The following is a 19,891-nucleotide window of genomic DNA, read 5'->3' on the forward strand; positions in this document are numbered from 1 at the left end:
GCAGCCACCCAATTAGTGAGGGTCTGCGGAACCAGTCCGAGCTCTCGAGCGACGTCCGCGACGGATCGCGACCTATCAATCACCTCGCGCACTGCCTCCGCGCGGAACTCCGGAGAATACTTCCCACGGGAACTGGACATCCCGGGCCTTCCTTTCGGTCATCGCGGTAATCCTACCAATTCCGCGGTGGTCCAGAAAGAATGGGGCACCTCAGACCGCGCCGGGAGAAACATGCTGCACCCGTGATAGCGCTCATCTGAGTAGAAGATCGTGGCGTATTTGTTGGTGGCCACGCTGGACGCCTGATCGTTCCACCAGTCGCCGCGGAGCGACTCGCGGTTCGGATTCTGCTGGGTCATCTTTCCGCCAAAATTGGCGTGTTCGAACAGGCAGACGTAGACGCAGCCGTCTGAGAAGGCGTCGGCGTCGGCCGGAGCGGCTCCGGAGATCGCCGCTCCTGCGACCACGCCCAGCACGACCGCGCGCGCCCAGACGGTCGGCACTCGCGACCCCGACCTGTTCTGGCTGATTCTCGTCATTGATGCTTCCTTTGTTCGACATGACGGATCGTCATGTGCGAGGAGGCTACGCAGAAGTGACGTGCGGGCGGCAGCGGTGGCGCGAGATGCGGGGCCGTCCCGCGGTGGAGCAGGGAGAGTGCAGCGCGGTGCGAGTACAGACGCGAGCACCGTTAACGACGAAAGCCGGCCCCTCTCGGGACCGGCTTTCGCTTTCTTGTTGCGGGGGCAGGATTTGAACCTACGACCTCTGGGTTATGAGCCCAGCGAGCTACCGAACTGCTCCACCCCGCGGCACAAGAGAAGACATTACACGCGTCCTCGCGCCGGTGCAAATCGGCGGAGCGACGAGAGGTGTCTCCAGCGTCAGGCGGGCTTCGCGGCGCGCAGAATGGCGTCGCCCTCAACGGTTAGTCCGACGGCCGTCAGTGCAGCGGTGAGGTCGCCGGACGAGCGGCTCCAGGTTCGCACCTCAGCACCCTCCTGCGGAGCGGAAGACGCCGGACCGACGAGGACCGCGCCGCCCGGCGCGACGAACCACTCCACGAGCCGCGCCCACTCCTCCAGGTCGGGGAGCCACGAGACGACTCCTGCGCTGCACAGCACGACGTCGAAGGAGTCCGGCTCGGGCAGCATGTGCCGCAGCTCGTAGAGGTTCGAGCAGACGAAGCGAGTGGAGCCGGTGAGGTCGCGCTCAGCTGCGGTAGCCCGGGCTCGCCGAACGGCGGGCATCGAGAAGTCGACGCCGACCACCTGGGCGCCTGCTTCCGCGAGCGCGAGCGCGTCGAGCCCGTCTCCCGAGCCGAGCTGCAGGATCCGGCGCACGCCAGTGCCCAGCGCCGCTGCGGTGAACTCCGGATGGGACGCACCCTCGCCGGCGCGCCCCTCCCAGTACGTGCGGTTGAGCTCGAGCCACTCCCCCGAGCGGAGGTGCTCGCCGCGGTCGACCTGCACCACGCCTGCTACTGGCCGCCCTCGGCCTGCAGCGCCCGCGCGAGCGCCTCCGTCAGCCGCTTGTCGGCCGCCGCGAACGCGGTCAGGTCGCCCGATTTGAGGGCCGTCTCGCGAGCGGTGAGGGCGTCGCGCGCGTCGTTGAGCGCCTGCTGGAGCGCCGTCGGATCACCGGTCGCAGTGCCCGTCCCGCCGGTGGTACCACCCGCGTCGCCGCCGGTGTCACCGCCCGAGGTGCCGGTGCCGGCGTCCGGAGTCGTCGGCGTGCCGGTGTCGCCCGCGTTCGCTCCCGAGTCGCCGCCGAAGAGGCTGTCGAGGGCCGCATCGAGCGTGTCCTCGAAGGCGATATCGTCACCGAACGCGACGAGCACCTTCTGGAGCAGCGGGAAACTCGTGTCGCCGTTGGAGCGCACGTAGATCGGCTGGACGTAGAGCAGACCGCCGCCGACCGGCAGGGTGAGCAGGTTGCCCCTCGTGACGGTCGTGTCGCCGCGGGAGAGGATGTTTAGCTCGTTCGCGACGGTCGGGTCCGTGGTGAACGCGTTCTGCACCTGCCCGGGGCCGGGGACCGTGTCGTCCTTCGGCAACTCGAGCAAGCGGAGGGTGCCGTAGCCGTCGGCCACGGAGCCCGCCGTCGAGCCGGCGTCGGAGTCGGCGACGAGGTAGCCGGTCAGCACGTTGCGGCTGGCCTGCGCGCCCTGGACGCTTGCCGGGATGTAGGTCGAGTACAGCGAGTACGACGGAACGTCCTGATCCGGAGTCTGCAGCGTGAGGTAGTACGGGGGCTGCAGGCTGGTGCCGGTCGCAGCGGCCGTGGTCGCTGCTCCGCTGGTCGGGTCGTTCGGCGTCGCCCAGGCGTCCTCACGGGAGTAGAACGATCCGGCATCGGTGACGTGGTAGGTGCCGAGGACCGCGCGCTGGACCTTGAACAGGTCCTCCGGGTAGCGGACGTGGCTGAGCAGCTGGGCGGACATGTCACTCACCGGCTTGACGGTGGCCGGGAAGATCTTCTCCCAGGTCTGCAGGATCGGATCCTCGGTGTCCCACGCGTAGAGCGTGACCTTGCCGTCGTACGCATCGACGGTGGCCTTCACCGCGTTGCGGATGTAGTTCACGTCGTCGGTCGGGAACTGCTGCTGCGTGCTCGTATCGGCGATGGCCTGCGAGAGGCTCTGCACCTCGGAGTACGGGTAGTCGGCCGAGGTCGTGTACCCGTCGACGACCCACACCACGCGGCCGTCGACGACGGTCGGGTAGGCGTCGGAGTCGAGCTTGAGGTAGGGCGCCACCTTCTGCACGCGCTGCACGGGATCGCGGTCGTAGAGGATTTGCGAGTCGTCGTTCACGCCGTCCGAGAGGAAGATCTGCTCGGACTGGAACTTGATGGCGTAGACGAGCTTCTTGAAGATGTTGTCGAGCGCGGGCCCGCCGTTGCCGTCGAAGGTCGTGTAGGTCTGCTGCGCGCCGTCGGTGCCCGAGGGATAGTCGAGCTCGATGTCACGCGAGTCGTTGCCGCCGACGATCGAGTAGGGCGGCGAGTTCTCGCCGAAGTAGACGCGGGGCTGGTAGTCGCCGAGGCTTCCGGTGGTCGGGACGCCGGACTCGATGAACACGGGCTCGCCGTCGGCAGAGCGCTGGTTGCCGTACGCGGCGACCAGGCCGTAGCCGTGGGTGTAGACGAGCGTCTGGTTGTACCAGGTCTGGTTGGTGCCCAGCCCGTTGAGGTTGAGCTCGCGCACGCCGACAACGGCGTCCTGCGTCGAGCCATTGATCGAATAGCGGTCGACGTCGAGCGCATTCTGCGTGTCGCCGAACTTGTAGTACTGGCGGAACTGCTGCAGCTGCGAGAACGCATCGGTGACAACGGCGGGGTCGAGGATACGGATGTTCGCCGTCGTCTCGGCGTCGGAGCGCAGGGCGCCCGGCTCGGCGTCCGTGGTCGCGTCGTAGGGGATGACGTCGACATTGCTGACCCCGTAGGCCTGGCGGGTCATGTCGATGTTGTTCTGGATGAAGGGCTGCTCGAGCGTGCGCTCGTTCGGCTCGACCTGGAACTTCTGCACGATCCACGGGTAGAGAGAGCCGACGAGCAGACTCGACACGATGAGCAGCGCGGTGCCGATGACCGGGAAGCGCCAGCGGCCGATGAAGGCGGTGACGACGAAGAGGATCGCAACCAGCGCGGCGATACCGGCCAGGATCTGCAGGCCCGGGATCGTCGCGTTGACGGTCGAGTAGGTGGCTCCGGTGATACGCGGGCCCTGCTTCGCGAGCGTCGCGTACTGGTCCAGCCACAGGCTGACAGCCTGCACGGCCAGGTAGAGGGCAGCGATAATCGCCAGCTGGATGCGCGAGGCCTTTGAAATGCGGATCTCGCGGCCGTTGATCCGGATCGCCCCGTAGAGGTAGCCGGTGGCGAGGGTCGCGAACGCCGAGATCAGCAGGACCGCCGAGGCGAAGCCGACGATGCTCTGGTAGAAGGGCAGCTCGAAGAGGTAGAACGACGTGTCGAGGCCGAACTGCGGATCCGTCTGGCCCGAAGGCGTGCGGTTCCAGAAGGTGAGGCTCGTCTGCCAGCGGGTGGCGGAGGAGACGCCGGCGAAGAGACCGAGCACGGCGGGAATCCCCAGCGTGGCCAGACGCCGCAACGGCTCGACGACCTGCTGGTAGCGGTCGATCTGCGAGTTGAGCTTCGCGTAGACCGGCCGGAGCCGGTACGCCAGCATCAGGCTGACGAACACCGGTACGGCCATCGCTACGAAGCCGATGACGAAGAGTCCGCCTGCAGCCGCCCACTGCGTCGTGAGCACGGAGAGGAAGCCGAGCTGGTCGTACCAGAGGATGTCGGTGTACAGACCGGCGAAGACGAAGAACGCCACCACCAGGACGGCCACCACCACGACAGTGACGGCGAGGGCGCTCCGTCTCTTCCGCGGCGGGGTTTCGGTTGCTGTGGAACTCACGTAAGGGCCTCTTGCTGTCGAGATGTGAGGGGAGGCCCCCCATGCTATGCGACGGGTGTCCGGCTCACCTGAGCGTCGACCGCGGGCTCGACATCCGGGTGTCAGTCTATCGGAGCGGCGGCGCTGCAGTCCGGGAGGCCGGAGGTGTCGCCTGCGGCAATGCCTCTCAGCGCGGCGAGGGCGTCGTCGAGGGTGGACACCGCCAGCACGATGAGCCCGCCGGGAACGTGTCCGACGACTTCGCTGCAATTGCTGCTCGGCGCGAGGAAGTACTGCGCGCCGGCGTCCTTCGCTCCGTAGAGCTTCTGGCGGATGCCGCCGATGGCGCCGACATCACCGGCCGCGTCGATCGTGCCGGTGCCCGCGACGTTCTGCCCGCCGTTGAGTGCGCCGTCGGTGAGCTTGTCGATGATCCCGAGCGCGAACATCATGCCGGCGCTGGGCCCGCCCACGTCGTCGAGCTGGATGTCGACCTGGAAGGGGAAGTCGAATGCGGCGCCGGGGAGGACACCGATCACCGCCGCTCCGTTGGAGTCGCGGGGCGTGACCTGCACCTCCTGCTGCGCGCCGCCGCGCTCGATACTGATCCGGACTGGGGAGCCGGTGCCGAGGGTCTGCAGGGTCGCGCGCAGGGCGGTCACGTCGGCGACGTCGGTGCCGGCGACGGCAAGGACCTGGTCGCCCGGCTCCAGGACGCCCTCGGCTGGTGAGCCCTTCGGCACCTGGACGACCGAGACGTGCTTCTCGACGGAGTAGCCGAGCGCGGTCAGTGCGGCGGCGATCGCCTCCTGCTGCGAGTCGGTCATCTCGGCCTGGTTCGCCGCGTCGCGCTCCTCGACAGTGGAGGAGGGCGGGAAGATCGCATCGACGGGGACGACGGCCCTGGTGCGATCGAACCACGCGCTCGCGACCTCGACCCAGGTGGGCAGGCTCTGCGGATTCCCGACGACCGAGACCGTCAGCATGTCGAGCGTGCCGGCCGTGGGATAGGTGGTGCGGTCCGGGATCGAGATGAGCGGGACGTCCTTGCTGCTGCCCAGGGTGTTGAAGACGGGGCCGGGCTGCTCGATCACGTACGGGGCCGGCGTGACGCCCAACCCGACGACGAGGGCGACACCCGAGAGGAGGACGACCGGTCCGACCCACGGTCGGCGCAAGGAGGAGGAGGGGCGCGGGTCGTCGGAGAACAGCGACACGGTGGCCTTTCTGACAACGGGTGGAGCAGCTCCGCCGGGATGTTCGCGGCGGGCGGAAGCGAGCTGGGCCCGAGCGGTGCTCTGCACGCCGAGGCCCCGGGCGCTCGGGCTAACGTAGCTTGCACGACTGGGAGTCGCGCCGGAACCGGTGCCCTGTGCAGGGCCGCGGACGCGGTACGGCAACCGGAACCACGTGAGCGACGAAAGGCTGATCCCGATGGCCGATGGCGACAGTGCGGACCGAGCGGGCGGCGGCTCCGAAGACGAGTTCCGGGAGATGCTCCGGCAGTTCCTCTCGGGGAACGGCCCCGTCGATCCGTCGCAGCTCGCGGGTGCCGCGGGACTGCCGAACGATCCGGTGGCCCTGCAGAACCTGCTCTCGCAGCTGCAGAGCGCGATGCAGCACAACGGCGACGGCGGCGTCAACTGGACGCTCTCACTCGAGCAGGCGAAGCAGCTGGCACGCGCCGAATCCGCGCCCGTGTCCGACTCCGTGCGCGCGCCTCTCGACGCCGCCTTCGGGGTCGCGGCGCTCTGGCTCGACGAGGTGGCGTACGTCACGGAGCTCAGCCGCACGCCGCGCTCGATCAGTCGAATCGAGTGGATCACGCTCACTATGCCTGTGTGGACGCAGCTCGCCGAGCCCGTTGCGCTGAGCATCTCGGACGCGCTGACCCGTGTGCTCCGCGAGCAGGCCCCGGAGGAGATGCAGGCGATGATCGCCGGCGCCGAGGGCATGATGCGCGGGATCGGCGGGACCCTGTTCGCCTTGCAGCTGGGCCAGGTCGTCGGTCAGCTCGCCGCCGAGGTCGTCTCCGGCGGCGACATCGGCATCCCGCTGCTGGAGGAGAACGACGCCGCGATCCTGCCACAGAACGTCGCCGCGTTCGGTGAAGGCCTCGACATCCCGCTCGACCAGGTGCAGCTCTACCTGGCGGTACGCGAGCTCGCGCACGCCCGCCTCTTCCGCCACGGCAAGTGGCTCCGCCTGGCCCTCATTTCGCAGATCACCGACTTCGCGCGCGGCATCAGCATCGACACCACGCGCCTCGAGGAGCTGGCCGAGAACTTCGATCCGGCCAACCCCGAGGAGCTGCGCGATGCGATGACCTCCGGCGCGCTCATCCCGCCGAAGACGCAGGAGCAACTCGCTGCGCATGGGCGCCTCGAGACCGTGCTCGCCCTGATCGAGGGCTGGGTCGATGTCGTCACGGCAGCAGCGACCACCCGGCTGCCCAGCGCCGGGGCGATCGCCGAGACGGTCCGCCGTCGTCGCGCGTCCGGCGGGCCCGCGGAGTCGGCGTTCGCGACGCTGGTCGGCCTGGAGCTGCGCCCGCGGCGCCTGCGTGACGCCGCCGTGATGTGGCAGGCCGTGACGGACGCGGTCGGGCCCGAGGCGCGCGACTCCCTCTGGTCGCATCCTGATCTCCTTCCCGGTTCGGATGATCTCGACGACCCGAGCGCGCTCGTGGCCCGGCTCACGGCCGAGGCGCGCGGCGAGACTCCGGAGCCGGACGAGATGGACCGCGCGCTGGAGGACCTGCTCAACGGGACGATGCCGAGCGAGGGCGGCGATGCCTCCGGTGCGTCCGGCGACACTTCCGGTGCCTCCGGCGACACTTCCGGTCCCCCCGACGACGACGATCGGGGCTCCGCGCCGACAGGCGACCGCCCCGTCTGAACGCCCGCCCGGCGCCCGCCTGTGGACAACTCGCGCGGCGCCGGGCCGGTTTCAGACATGATCGGCCGATGGTCCTTCGGCTCGACCCCCGCTTCCCCCTCCTCTGGCGCTCGGCGACGGCCGTGCAGATCGGCCTCGACCGGCCCTACGCGGTCCTGGACGGCATCGGCTACCCGGAGGAGCTGCTCCTCGACGCCCTGCGGCTGGGCACGAGCGCCGGAACCGTCCGCCTGATCGCGATGCGAGCCGGAGCGAGCGGAGCGCGGGTCGACGAGGTACTCGACGCGCTACGGCCCGTGCTGCTACGCAGCGTCGAGCCCGCCCCTCCTCCGGCACCCCGAGTCGTCGTCGAGGGGGCCGGCGCGGCGTCGGACGCGCTGCGGACGCTGCTCCGAAGCGAGGGCTGCGACGTGCTCGCCGAAGACGCGGTGCCGGAGCTCGCGGTCCTCGTGGCCGACTTCGCTGTCGCTCCCTCCCGCGCCGCGCACTGGCTGGCGGCCGACGTGCCGCACCTGGCCGTCGTGTTCGGCGACGACTCGGTGCGCCTGGGGCCGCTCGTCGAGCCGGGCCGGGGCCCGTGCCTGCACTGCGCCGAGCGCCACCGGATGGACCTCGACCCCGACCGCGCGCGCCTGGTCATCCAGGTGCTCGGCCGCACGGCACCCACCCGCACGCCCCTGTCGAGCGCGGCGATCGCCGTGGCCGCCGCCGACGTCGCCCTGCGGCGGCTGATCGTCGGCTGGCGCGGACTGCGCGCGACCGAGCGCAGCTACAGCGACGCCTCCGGAGCATTCACCGTGCGGGAGCGGGAGCCGCACCCCGAGTGCGCGTGCCGAGCTCTTCGAGGAAACGCGACGGCTCCCTCCGAGTGACGCGACCGGCACTCGAGCGCGCCCAGGAGAGGCGCAGGCGTCGGCGGGCGCGGGTGATCCCCACGTAGAGGAGGCGGCGCTCCTCGTCGATCGCCTCGAGCCCGGCGGCGTACGAAATGGGCAGCAGACCCTCCGCGAGCCCCATCAGATGCACCGACTCCCACTCCAGACCCTTGGCCGAGTGCAGTGTCGCGAGAGTGACCGCGGCTCGGTCGGGCTCGTGGTGCACCTGCTGGCGGGCGATCAGGTCGTCGGTGAACTGGCGGAAGCTCCAGTCCGCCGACGCCTCATCGACGAGCCGGGCCAGCGTGTCCAGCGACTCCCAGCGATCGCGCACCGCGCCGGGAGCGGTGGGCGGTTCGGCGCTCCAGCCGAGTGAGCGGAGGACGTCGCTCACCGACTTGAACAGCGGCTCACCGCTGATCGAGACGGAGGCGGCGCGCAGCTGCATCACGGCCTGCTTCACCTCGGGCAGGTCGAAGAAGCGCTTGCCGCCGCGCATATGCGCACTCACGCCGCGCTCGTGCAGCGCGTGCTCAATGACGGCGGACTGGCTGTTGGTGCGAAAGAGCACCGCGATGTCGGAGGCGCGCGCTCCCGCCTCGATGTCGGCCGCGACCCGCGCCGCGATGCCGCGCGCCTCCGCGATGTCGTCCGGGTAGGCGTCGATCGCCGGCTCCACCGCCTCGGCCGCCGCCACCGCATGCAGGGAGAGGGCGCCGGGCCGCCCGCGCATCAGCCGATTCGCGGTCTGCACGATCGGCACGGCGGAGCGGTAGTTCTCCTCCAGGCGCACCACTGTGGCGGCCGGCCAGCGGGCCGGGAAATCGAGGAGGTAGTCGGCTCGGGCGCCCGCGAACGAGTAGATCGTCTGGCTGGCGTCGCCGACGACGCAGAGGTCGCTCCGATCGCCCAACCACAGCTCGAGGAGCCGCTGCTGCAGGGGCGAGACGTCCTGGTACTCATCCACGACGAAGAAGCGGTACTGCTCCCGCACCTGCATCGCCATCGCGGGCTCCGACTCGAGCATGCCGGCCGTGACCAGCAGCACGTCCTCGAAGTCGATCTGGCGGCGCTGGTCCTTCAGCCCCTCGTACTCGTCCACGAGCGCGACGGTCTGCTCCAGCGTGAGCTTCCCGGGCAGCGGGCGGGTGCGCGCGGCGACGGCGTACTGCTCGAGGGAGAGCGCGGACACCTTCCGCCACTCGATCTCGGCCGACAGGTCGCGCAGTGCGGCGGTGTCGAGCTTCAGGCGGAGGCGCTCCGCCGCGTGCCCGAGCAGGCGCGCCTTCCCGTCGAGCAGCTGCGGCATCGTCCCACCCACCAGCTGCGGCCAGAAGTAGCCCAATTGCGAGAGCGCTGCGGCGTGGAAGGTACGTGCCTGGACTCCGCCGGCTCCGAGCACCCGCAGGCGCGAGCGCAGTTCGGCGGCGGCACGGCTGGTGAACGTAAGGGCCATCACCCGGCCGGGCGTGTAGACGCCGGTCGCGACTCCGTGCGCGATGCGGTGGGTGATGGTGCGGGTCTTGCCCGTGCCCGCGCCGGCGAGAACGCAGACGGGGCCCAGGAGCGCCTCCGCCGCCTCGCGCTGCCCCGAGTCGAGTCCGTCGAGCAGGCTCACGCGATCGGGCCGTTCTCCAGCTCGCCCCCGTACCAGTCCTCGATCAGCGCGCGAGCGATCGACGAGCGCCCGGGCAGGAGCACCGAGTCCAGGGAGTCGTGCAGCTGCTGCCGGGTGAACCAGCGCAGCTCCACGATCTCCTCGCCGTCCGGGAGCAGGTCCTCGGGCGACTGGTCCTCCGCCAGGCGCGCGGTGAAGCCGACCATGAGGGAGGCGGGGAAGGGCCAGGGCTGCGAACCCAGGTACCGAGGGTCGACGACGCGCAGCCCCGACTCCTCGCCGATCTCCCGGATCACCGCGGCCTCCAGCGACTCGCCCGGCTCGACGAAGCCGGCCAGCAGCGAGAAGCGGCCGGTCCCCCACATCGCATTGGAGCCGAGGAGGAGGCGGTCGTCGGCGTCGAGCACGCAGACGATGATCGCCGGGTCGGTGCGCGGGAAGACCTGGCTGCCGTCGGTCGGCGAGCGCCGCACCCAGCCGCCCTGCTCGACGACGGTCGGGTCACCGTTGCGCGGCGAGTAGCCGTGCGAGGCGTGCCAGTTCGCGAGGGCGAGCGCCTCGGTGAACAGCCCGGCGTCGCGATTGCTGAGGCGCTCGGCGATCGCGCGCAGGCCGCTCCAGCGATCCTCGTCGGGCTCCAGCTCAGCGGCGGCCGCATCCGTGAGGACGGTGGCGATGACGGGGGTGCCCGCGGGCTCGCCCGGCGCCGCGGCGGTGGTGCGGCCGAGGTAGATGCGCAGGGTGCCGGCGGTCACCTCGTCGGGTCGGCGCAGCACCAGGCGGTCGGCGTCGACGAGGGTGCGATCGTGGTGCACAACGAGCACGCGGGTGGCGGAGTCGGCGAGCAACTCGTCGAAGAGCGCCGGCCGCGAGCGCCCGACGCCGTCGCGGTCGGCCGCCTGTCGTGAGAGCGGAAGGCGATCGGCGAAGGGCAGTGACATCCGGGGCTCCTTTCGTGACGGGGCGGCGAGAATCGCTGTCGCGGGCCTTCGACGGCATCGGCGGGACAGCGCGTGGCGGCGGGCCGACCGGGCGCGATCCGCCTACCCTGGAAATCATGGCCAGATCCCCTCTCACTCTAGCCGCGCTGGCCACCTCGGCCGTCGAGGGCCTCGACGTCCGCTCCGCGCGCCCCTTCACCTCCTCGACGCACGGCGACTTCGACTCCGCGTTGCTGACCACGCGCGACGGCGCCCGTCTCCTGGTTCGCGTGCCCACCTCCGCGCTCGCCGAGCAGGAGCAGCTGGGCGACCTCGTCGCACTCCGGGCGTTGACCGCCGGAATCCGCAGCCGCCTGCCGTTCGATGTGCAGGAGAGCGTGGGGCAGACGCCGTTCGACGGTACTCGCGCCGTGGTCTACGAGTACCTCGCGGGAGAGCGGGTCCTGATCGACGATGTGGCCGCGCAGAGCGGGCTCGCCGACTCGGTCGGCCGCGCTATCGGGGCAATCCACTCGCTGCCGGCGTCCTTCGTGCAGGAGGCGGGGCTGCCGATCGCGACGGCCCGCGAGAGCGTGAACGAGACGGTCGCGGTGATCGAGCGCGCAGCCGACACCGGCCAGGTCCCGGCGGCGCTGGTCGCCCGCTGGGAGTCGGCGTCCTCGGACGAGGCGCTCTGGCACTTCGACCCGACTGTGGTGAACGGCTCGATGACGGCCGATTCCTTCCTCCGCTCGGGCGATGTCGTCGCCGCCGTGCTCGGCTGGGCGGCGCTGCGGGTCGGCGACCCGGCCCGCGACCTGCACTGGCTGCTGAGCGCCCCGGGCTCCGAGACGGCGCTCTCGGCCTACTCACGGATGCGCGCGGGAGCGGTGGACCGCACGATCCGCCAGCGCGCCCAGCTCTACGCCGAGCTCGAACTCGCGCGCTGGCTGTTGCACGGCACCGAGACCGACGACTCCGCGATCGTCGATGACGCGGTCGCGATGCTCGACACGCTCGTCGACAGCGTGCTCGGCGACCTCTCCGCACCGCTCTCGACCGACACCGGACCGGTGCTGGAGGTCTCGGAGGTCGAGGAGCTGCTGAACCGCACGCCGGGGGCCCACACCGGCTCCTCCGCTCACGGCCGCGGGCTCGCCCCCGTCGCGGAGGAGAGCGACTCCGCCAGCTCGCGCTCGGAGTAGAACCGCTCGGGTCGCAGCACGAGGTTGTCGGCCACGAAGTAGAACACCGCGTCGACGTTCTCGAGCGGCATCCCCTGCCAGCGGGAGTAAGCGAGGCGGTACAGCGCGAGCTGGAACTGCTTCAGCTCGAGGTCTGCGGCATTCTTCGGTGCGCGCCCGGTCTTCCAGTCCACGATCTGAACGCCCTCCTCGGTCGGGTAGACCGCATCGAGCTTGCAGACCACGACGTGCCCGGCGAGCTGGAGGTGGATCTCGATCTCAACCGCCTCCGGGCGCCGGTCGGCCCACTCCGAGCGCTCGAAGGTCGCGATCAGAGCATCCAGCCGCTCCTGCTCGACGCTCGCGGGGCCCGCGTCATCGAGTTCGTCGGGGAACGTGTCGACCGCCTCCGCCCCGCCCTGGATGCCGAACCGGTTCTCGACCCAGGAGTGGAAGGTGGTGCCCAGCCGGGTCTGACGGTACGGGCGCTCGGGCATCGGCCGGCGCAGCTGAGCGGCGACCTCGTCGGGCGCGCTGACGATGTCCTTGAACCGCGACGCGGGGATGCGGGTCGGCAGCGGGGTGCGCTCGCCCCCGGCCAGGCGCACCGCGCGCTCGGCGAGCAGTAGGCGGATGTCGTCGCCGCGAGATCCGAGCAGGGCGGGCTCGGCGCTGCGCACCCGGGCGGCGGCGGCGCGCACTCGGTCGCCGCGGGAGCCGAGCGGATCGTGGGGCCAGCGGAAGGTGCGCGGGGCGCGCTCGAGCGGGTTCTCCTCGTTCGCAGGCTCGGTCGGCAGCGGCGGGATCGCGTCGGCGCGCTCAAGGTCGCGCAGGAAGACACCCGGCCCGCGCGGTTTCGCCTGACCCGCCCACCACGAGCCGCTGAGCAGGAGGTGGTGGCGCGCGCGGGTGACGGCGACGTAGGCGAGCCGTCGCTCCTCCGCCTCGTTGCGCTCGCGGAGGGTGTCGCCGAAGACGCCGATAGCGTCGACGACCTCCTTCTGGGTGCCGCAGCCGCGCCAGGCCAGGTCGGGGAGCTCGGCGGCGTCGCCGCGGAAGGCGTACGGCATCGCGCCCAGGCGAACCCACCCGCGGAAGCCCTCGACCGGGGTGCCCGGCAGCTCGCCCTCGACCATCCGCGGGACCGCGACCAGATCCCACTCCAGCCCCTTCGATCCGTGGATCGTGAGCAGTTGCACCGTGCCGGGCTCCGGGTCCTCCGGACGCGGGGCGAGGCCGTCGCGCTTGTCGGCGAGGACGAGCCAGCGGAGGAAGCCGCGGAGGGAGGAGCCGGTGCCCGCACCGCGGTCATCGGTCTGCAGGTAACCGGCCACCGCCTCCCGGAACGCCTCGAGATTGGCGCGGCCGTCACCACGCGACTCGTTCGCCTCGACCTCCATGTCCAGGCCCAGCTCCTGCTCGACCAGGGTGACGAAGTCGAGCAGGTCCAGGCCCGCCCTGGCCCGCAGCCGGGCGAAGAGGGTGCCCGCCTCGTGTAGTCGACGCAGGCCCTCGGCGCTGAACCCGGTGAGCGCGGAGTGGTCGATCCGCCCGTCCTCCCCCGGGCGCCGTGCGGCGACGAAGTCGAGGGCCTCGACGATGGAGCCGCCCTCGCCCTCGGTGACGGAGGCGCGCATCCGCTCGCGCACCTCCTCCGGGAGAAGCCGGTGCGCGTGGTCGCGGGCGGCGAGCCACGACGCGAGGTCGCGCAGCGCCTTGAGGTCGCGCACTCCCAGGCGCCAGCGCGCACCCGCCAGAAGCCGGACCAGCTCGCTGCCCGCTGCCGGGTCCTCCACCACCGTGAGTGCGGCGACGAGGTCGGCGATCTCGGGCTGGCGCAGCAGACCCCCGATACCCAGGATGTGGTAGCGGACGCCGTGCTTCGCCAGGGCGGCGGCGAAGCGGTCCATGTGCGCCCGCACCCGGAACAGCACCGCGGCCGAGGGCGGCTCGGCGATCACGCGCAGGCGACCGGCGAACCAGCGCGCGACGTCGTCCGCCTCCTCCTCGATCGTCTCGGGGAAGGTGAGCTCGACCGGATGCTCGGAGGCCTGCGGCCCCGCACTCAGGGTGGCGACGGCGACGGCGCTGCCCGCTGACAGCGGCTCGACGATCGCGTTGGCCGCGCCCAGCACGCGACGTCCGTTGCGCCAGCTGGTGCTGAGCGAGAAGCTGCGCGCTCCCTGGAAGTCGGTGCCGAAGCGGCCGAGCCCCTCGGCGCTTGCCCCGCGCCAGCCGTAGATCGACTGGTGCGGGTCGCCGACAGCCATCACGCCCTGCCCGGTGAACAGGCGCGCGAGCAGCCGCGTTTGCAGTACGGAGGTGTCCTGGTACTCATCGAGAAGCACCACCCGGTACCTCGCGCGGTGCTCGTCCACAATCCGCGGGACCCGGTCGAGGATCCGCAGCGCCAGTGCGACCTGGTCCGAGAACTCGACGAAACCGCGCTCGGCCTTCGCCTCCTGAAACCGCTCGGCCAGCGCGGTCAGCACGGGCAACGCGCCGACCGCCTGAAGAGCCTTCTCGAGCTCGCGGTAGAGCCCCGAACCGCTGCCCCCGCGCGGCAGATCGCCCAGGCGGAGGAAGTCCTCGGCGAATGCGGCGACGGCGGCCGGATCGGCGAGGTTGTCGGCGAGATCGTGCGCGAGCGAGACGACGAGGTCGGTCAGGCGGTCGATACCCGCCTCAACCTCGAGGATCCGTGGGTCGGCCGTGTCGGCCACCACGCCCCGCGCGAGGTGCCAGGCCGAGGCCTCGGAAAGCACAGTCGCGTCGCCCTCGCGGCCGATCAGCGCAGCGTTGTCGCGGAAGATCGTGTTCGCGAAGGCGTTGTAGGTCGAGACAGTGGCGGCCTCGAAGGGGTCGGGCGCGGTCTGCCCGGGCGGGAGCGGGAGCAGGCCCGCCGCGCCGAGCTGGTCGATCCGCCGCCCGATGCGCTCGCCGAGTTCGGCCGCCGCCTTGCGGGTGAAGGTGAGGCCGAGCACCTCCGACGGAGCCGCGTAACCGTTCGCGAGCAGCCAGAGCACGCGATTAGCCATCGTCTCGGTCTTGCCGCTGCCTGCGCCAGCGACGACGAGGGCGGGCTCGAGCGGCGCCTCGATGACGGCGCGCTGCTCGGCGGTGGGCGGGCGCAGGTCGAGGCGCTCGGCGATGGTCAGGGCGTCGATCACGGCAGATCCTCCTCGGGGTCTCCGGGGTCCTCGGCGTCCTCGGGGTCTCCGGGGTCCTCGATCGCCAGGAGTCCGTCGCCCGGCACCTCGGGCACGGCGTGGATGCGGTAGCGCAGCGCGTCGCCGGGCGAGAACGGTGTCGCGTCGAGCAGGCCCGAGAAGCCGGCCGCCGCCATGCCCAGCGCTGCGGAGCGGACGCGCTCGCGCAGTCGCTCCAGCTCCTCCTCGCCGAAGCGCTCCTGCACCACCTCGCGGTACGGCTTGCCGCGCACGCCCGTCGCCACGAAGAGCAGCTTCGCACCGCCCCCGTCGGCCGGGTCGGCCGCCTCGATTGCTCCCTCGGCGACCGCGAGCTGGTAGCTGCCGAGCTGCGCGTGCTCGGCGATGTCGTCCCTGCGCGGCGTGCTGCGGCCGGTCTTGAGGTCGACGATCGTGACGGAGCCGTCGGCGGAGCGCTCCACCCGGTCGATGGAGCCGCGCACGCGGGCGGGCGGCACGTCGAGCTCGAACTGCTGCTCGCGGCCGAGCACCACGCCTCCCCCGCGCTCGAAGTCGGCGAGGTAGCCCGCGAGGCCGTCGATCAGCCGCCGCGTCAGGCGCTTCTGCCGCTCGCCCAGCCACGGCGACTCGAAGACCAACTCGGGCCAGCGCGACTCGAGCGCCGCCCACAGCTCCTGCGGATCGGGCCGCTCGGCGTTCTCGAGGACCCAGTGCACGAGCGTGCCGACCCCCATCGCCGTGCTCGTCGTCGACCCGGAGACGGCGTCGACGAACCAGTCCAGCGGTGAGCGCTCGAACGCCTCCAGGCGGCTCGGCGAGACGGAGACGGGCCGCTCGGGGTCGCCGATGTCGAACAGCGGCTCCGTGGTCGAGGGCTCCAGCACCCCCGACCAGGAGGACGGATCGGCGCCGGCCACCCCGGCGCGCGCCAGAGCGCTGAGCCCGCGGATCGCGGCGGGCGCCTCCGTCGAATCCGGCGTGGTGGCCGTCCGGCGCAGGGCCGCGACCGCCCCGCGGAGTGTCAGCGGCACCGCGGAGGCAGGATCCAGCCGCGGCGCGTCAGGCGGGCTGAGGCGGAAGAAGAGGGAGGGCGTCTCGTCCTCCCCCGCTACGGAGCTGAGCACCAGCTGACGGCGGGCGCGCGAGGCGGCCAGCGCGAACATCCGCAGCTCGTCGTCGAGAGTGGCCTTCCGGGTGTCGAGCGGAAGACCGCCCTCGCCGCGGGCATGCCGCAGCAGGCCGTCCGGGTCGAGCAGCGAGCCGCGCTGGCGGAGGTTGGGCCAGACGCCGTCCTGCAACCGCGCGACCACCACCACGTCGAACTCGAGTCCGACGACAGAGGAGGGCGTGCCGATCAGCACCGCGTCCTCCACGGAGCGCGCCGCGAGCGTGTCCTCCGGCACCTCGGCCTCGAGGATCTCGGTGACGAAGCCGACCGACGAGTGCCCGGTCGCTCGCTCCACGAACCGCCGCGCGGCGCTGAAGAGGGCGACCACGCCGTCGAGGTTGCGATTGGCCTCGGCGGCAGTCAGCCCGGTACCGAGCGCGAACTCACGCCAGGAGGTGGCGACGCGGCTCGATTCCCACGCCGACCAGAGCAACTCCTCGATCGAGCCGCCCTCCTCGTGCAGGCGGCGGACCCGGTCGATCGTGACGGCGAGCCGTTCAGCCTGGCGGGCGGGAGCGGAGTCGATGGTGGCGAAGCGGCCGGGCGCCGCGAGAGCCTCGACCAGGAGCGGGTCGCTCGCACGGATTCCGTCGGCAGCGAGCTCCTCCGCCCGGAGCGCGAGCCGGAGCCGGCGCAGGCCCAGCCGGTCTACTCCGCCGAACGGGCCGAGCAGTAGCTCCGCCGCGAGCTCGGCATCGAGCGGCCGCTCGCCGATCGCGACTCCGACCAGCACGAGTAGCGAGCGTGCCGCGTGGTCGTCGCGGAGAGCGCGCCCGGCGAGCACGGAGCGGGTGGGCACCTCCGCGACCGCGAGTGCCTTCACCAGCGGCTGCACGGCGGCTCCGGAGCGCACCACGAGCGCCATCCGCCGCCACGGGATCCCGTCGCGCAGCCGCCGCTCACGGAGCAAGCGCGCCACGGTCGCCGCCTCGCGCGCCGCCGTCGGAGCGTGCAGCACCAGCACGGGCGCCGGAGCGCCCTCGGGAGTCGGAGCCGCGAGGGCCGACCGCTGCCGCCCGGCCGCCGCAGTGCCGATCCGCTCCGTCGCCGCCGACACCACCGCCCGCAGTGCCGCGGAATGCCGGTGCACGCGGGAGAGGACGAGAGTCTCGACTTCGGCCACCCCGAGGCTCGCGGCGAAACGGCCGAGAGTGTCAGAGGCCGCCCCCCGGAAGGCGCTCGTGGCGACGTCTGGATCGCCGAGCGCGATCACCGTCACCCCGCGCTCGGCCAGCGCCCGCAGCAGCACGAGGGTGGACTCGCTCGCCTCCTGGAGGTCGTCGACGACGACGAGCCGCAGCGCGTCGATCCGCTCGCCTGCCTCGCCCGCTCGGATCGCCTCAGCCGCGAAGGCCGCGAACTCCGCCGCGTCGAGCCGGGTGCCCGCCTCGGGCGCCATCCACTCGACCACCTCGCGCAGCTCGTCGAGCACATCGGCCGCGGCACTCCACTCGCCGCGCTCGGCGTCCACCCCGAGCGCGCGGACCGCGTCCGTGTCGAGTCCGTGCTCGGTGGCCCGCATGCCGAATTCGCGCAGCTCGGTACGGAAGGTGCGCAGCCTCAGCACCTCCGGGCTGAACTCTTCGGGCCAGCGCGGACCCGTGCCCTCCTCGAGGTGGCCCTCGATCAGCTCGGAGAGCAGGGCGTCCTGCTCGCCGCCGGTCAGGAGGGTCGGCCGCTCCAGTCCGCGCGCCTTGGCGGAGGAGGTGACAGCCTCGAACGCGAGCGAGGTAGCTGTGCGGGCGAGCGGGCCTCGGGTCGGCACACCCAGGCGCAAGGCGAGGACGTCGCGCAGGGCGGTGGCGGCGGTGCGGCTGGCCGCAAGGACGACGAGAGACTCGGGCGAGTAGCCCCGCCCGAGCACGCGCTCGGCGACCAGCTCGATCACCGTGGTGGTCTTGCCCGAGCCGGGCGCCCCGAACACCGCGGCACTGCGTCCCTCCGGCAGTGCGAGCACCGCCCGCTGGGACGCGTCGAGCACGGCCCGAGGCGCGCCCGGCCGCTCCTGTTCCGCCTGGTACGAGGAGATGACCATGTGACTCCGATCCGCGTCGGTCCGGAGCTGTCCCCACACCGCAGGCAGAAATAAGACGGCCTCCACGGTGGACCGTGGAGGCCGAATCCCCTCCGAGCTAGGGCGCGCTCTTAACGCTTCGCAACCTACAGCCCCGAGACTTCACCGTCAAGTCGGCATCGCCGAGGTCTCCTTTTCCGGATTCCGCTCGAGGGCGGAATGCCGCTCGACCGCTGATCTTTGCTCGACACCCGGACGCTGCTCGACACACGGCATTCCTTCAGAGACTCAAGATTCCGGCGGGAGTCCAGGCATCGTCCGAACCTGCCGCTTTCATGCCAACCTCTGCCCGAGCGGCGAGCTGCAACGGCGATATCCCGTAGAACTGTTCGGCATGGATCATCTGATCGAGAACGGCAGAGATGAGCGGACCCGAACACAGCACGGTGCTCTCGAGGCCGACCGGTCTGACGTCACCCCCGTGCAGCACCATGTTTCTTTGGCGATAGAGACGGTGCAGGGCATGGCCGATGTAGGCCCTTACACGACCAAGTGTCTCTCGAGGATGCTCCGCTAGTCGCCACATCCTATTGAAAGCCTGTCGGGAGCGAGGTTCGGACAGGACGATGTCTTTTCTTTTTCGCAGCCAACCGTAGACCACCTCTGCACGATCAGCTGTGCCCTCGATGTTTTCCAGTTCGCGAAGCAACTGCTTATTCGCCTCACCTTCCTCCTCAACCAGATAGGAGAGCCGACCGAGTTCGGCTCTGCCCCACGCAGCCGCGAGGATCGACGCCGCCCGGTCGGCGGCGACCGCCTTACCTCCGAAACCGCGCTCATCGCCGTCGCTCGGATCTGTCAGCAGCGACTCGATGGACGTCCATGCAGAGGAGACAGCCAACGTGTCGGGGCCGTCTGTGAGCGGGGACGCAAGCTGCAACGCGTCATCCAGTGCGGTTGGTCGACCCGTGAGGACGATTCCGTTCCGAAGCCTCTCCCCCGCGGTTCGAGACCTGAGCACGATCGCCTTCCGGCGTTGGGCGAGCCGCGTGACCCCGGACTGTGTTCGAAAATAGGGATCGTAGGCGAAAGTGGGATCACCGGGTTCGAAACGGAGCTGGTTCTCCAACCTCGTTATCCGCTCGGCGACAATTCTCGTGGCAGATCCCGGCTCCAAGGCGTCGACTTCAAACTCGAGCGCTCCGATGACCCGAGGTCGCTCGGCATGCCGGTCCCCCCACCTGTCAAGAAAGTCGAGGGCGTCCTCTTTCGATCTCCACTGTGGACTCGCTTGAAGGTCGATGTGATCCGGAATTCGGTGAATGAGGACTACACCCCGATGAGGCATGGGCGACTTCTCGAAGAGCGCATGAAGACTTTCGACGACATCAGCAGACTCAGAGCGTTATTCATAAGCATTTACCAGCCGAGTCGGTAAAGTTCGAGGCGGGTGACGGTGCGAATGAGGTTGGGAAGTTCTGTAAGACGTCCGCGATAGCCGGTCTTGAGGATTTTCCAGTTCTTCCAGTGCGCGATGCATCTTTCGACCGCCGAACGGATGGAGGAGATGTATCGGTTGGCTGTACGTGTGTTGTCATCATGTTGTCCGTGGTGAAATTTTTTCCGGGGAGTG

14 protein-coding genes and 1 tRNA gene are annotated in these 19,891 nt (G+C 70.7%); 3 read left to right on the forward strand and 12 right to left on the reverse strand.

All coding sequences use genetic code 11. The annotated features are described in order from the left end of the window. From C5D07_RS16465 to C5D07_RS13520, 6 genes are all read right to left on the reverse strand, one after another. On the reverse strand, positions 1–140 hold a 140-nt coding region (locus tag C5D07_RS16465; protein ID WP_146079777.1), incomplete at its 3' end, for a transposase. Positions 141–158: 18 nt separating this feature from the next. Then, a complete protein-coding gene (locus C5D07_RS13500) occupies positions 159–539 on the reverse strand; it encodes a peptidase inhibitor family I36 protein (RefSeq protein ID WP_104259557.1) in 381 nt (126 codons plus the stop codon). A gap of 199 nt (positions 540–738) precedes the next feature. Continuing rightward, positions 739–812, reverse strand: a tRNA-Met gene (locus C5D07_RS13505). A gap of 72 nt (positions 813–884) precedes the next feature. Continuing rightward, a complete protein-coding gene (locus C5D07_RS13510) occupies positions 885–1,475 on the reverse strand; it encodes a class I SAM-dependent methyltransferase (RefSeq protein WP_170063555.1) in 591 nt (196 codons plus the stop codon). Between the two features lie 5 nt (positions 1,476–1,480). Continuing rightward, entirely contained in the window at positions 1,481–4,432 is a 2,952-nt protein-coding gene (locus tag C5D07_RS13515; protein WP_181026381.1) for a UPF0182 family membrane protein, read from the reverse strand. 101 nt (positions 4,433–4,533) lie between these two features. Then, complete coding sequence (locus C5D07_RS13520; protein ID WP_104259559.1) at positions 4,534–5,628, reverse strand: YlbL family protein; 1,095 nt, start codon at positions 5,626–5,628, stop codon at positions 4,534–4,536. Positions 5,629–5,845: 217 nt separating this feature from the next. Between C5D07_RS13520 and C5D07_RS13525 the strand changes: the two genes are divergently transcribed. Next, positions 5,846–7,309: a zinc-dependent metalloprotease gene (locus C5D07_RS13525; protein WP_068252048.1), complete on the forward strand. Its 1,464-nt coding sequence runs from the start codon at positions 5,846–5,848 to the stop codon at positions 7,307–7,309. A 68-nt stretch (positions 7,310–7,377) separates the two neighbouring features. Then, complete coding sequence (locus tag C5D07_RS13530; RefSeq protein ID WP_068252047.1) at positions 7,378–8,181, forward strand: hypothetical protein; 804 nt, start codon at positions 7,378–7,380, stop codon at positions 8,179–8,181. On the opposite strand, the gene C5D07_RS13535 is transcribed toward C5D07_RS13530, so the two are convergent. Beyond that, the gene (locus C5D07_RS13535) at positions 8,102–9,838 is read right to left on the reverse strand and encodes an ATP-dependent helicase (protein ID WP_373408573.1); all 1,737 of its coding nucleotides are present in this window, start codon (positions 9,836–9,838) and stop codon (positions 8,102–8,104) included. The two genes, C5D07_RS13530 and C5D07_RS13535, sit on opposite strands and share 80 nt — an antisense overlap. Next, positions 9,799–10,743, reverse strand: a complete 945-nt coding sequence (gene nudC / locus C5D07_RS13540) for an NAD(+) diphosphatase (protein ID WP_068252045.1) — start codon at positions 10,741–10,743, stop codon at positions 9,799–9,801. The genes C5D07_RS13535 and nudC overlap by 40 nt, the downstream gene beginning before the upstream one ends. A gap of 116 nt (positions 10,744–10,859) precedes the next feature. On the opposite strand from nudC, the gene C5D07_RS13545 reads away from it, so the two are divergent. Next, entirely contained in the window at positions 10,860–11,927 is a 1,068-nt protein-coding gene (locus tag C5D07_RS13545) for a phosphotransferase (RefSeq protein ID WP_068252044.1), read from the forward strand. Here the strand turns inward: C5D07_RS13545 and C5D07_RS13550 are convergent. The 4 genes from C5D07_RS13550 to C5D07_RS13565 all read right to left on the reverse strand — a co-directional run. Beyond that, positions 11,864–15,076 (reverse strand): ATP-dependent DNA helicase, encoded by a 3,213-nt coding sequence (locus C5D07_RS13550; protein ID WP_104259560.1) that lies wholly within the window; start codon positions 15,074–15,076, stop codon positions 11,864–11,866. The genes C5D07_RS13545 and C5D07_RS13550 overlap by 64 nt on opposite strands. Then, complete coding sequence (locus tag C5D07_RS13555; protein WP_104259561.1) at positions 15,073–18,279, reverse strand: ATP-dependent DNA helicase; 3,207 nt, start codon at positions 18,277–18,279, stop codon at positions 15,073–15,075. Before C5D07_RS13555 ends, C5D07_RS13550 begins: the two co-directional genes overlap by 4 nt. 259 nt (positions 18,280–18,538) lie before the next feature. Next, entirely contained in the window at positions 18,539–19,387 is an 849-nt protein-coding gene (locus C5D07_RS15480) for a hypothetical protein (RefSeq protein WP_146076787.1), read from the reverse strand. Between the two features lie 290 nt (positions 19,388–19,677). Then, a partial coding sequence (locus C5D07_RS13565) for a transposase family protein (RefSeq protein ID WP_146079783.1) occupies positions 19,678–19,891 on the reverse strand: 214 nt, incomplete at its 5' end.

It is taken from the genome of Rathayibacter tritici (genome assembly GCF_002932875.1).
Taxonomy (GTDB): Bacteria; Actinomycetota; Actinomycetes; order Actinomycetales; family Microbacteriaceae; genus Rathayibacter; species Rathayibacter tritici.

What these genes read in the sequence shown, in the direction of transcription:
- C5D07_RS13525 (WP_068252048.1), top strand. Translation starts at nt 5,846, where the DNA reads ATGGCCGATGGCGACAGTGCGGACCGAGCGGGCGGCGGCTCCGAAGAC.
- C5D07_RS13545 (WP_068252044.1), top strand. Translation starts at nt 10,860, where the DNA reads ATGGCCAGATCCCCTCTCACTCTAGCCGCGCTGGCCACCTCGGCCGTC.
- C5D07_RS13500 (WP_104259557.1), bottom strand. Translation starts at nt 539, where the DNA reads ATGACGAGAATCAGCCAGAACAGGTCGGGGTCGCGAGTGCCGACCGTC.
- nudC (WP_068252045.1), bottom strand. Translation starts at nt 10,743, where the DNA reads ATGTCACTGCCCTTCGCCGATCGCCTTCCGCTCTCACGACAGGCGGCC.
- C5D07_RS13555 (WP_104259561.1), bottom strand. Translation starts at nt 18,279, where the DNA reads ATGGTCATCTCCTCGTACCAGGCGGAACAGGAGCGGCCGGGCGCGCCT.
- C5D07_RS13530 (WP_068252047.1), top strand. Translation starts at nt 7,378, where the DNA reads ATGGTCCTTCGGCTCGACCCCCGCTTCCCCCTCCTCTGGCGCTCGGCG.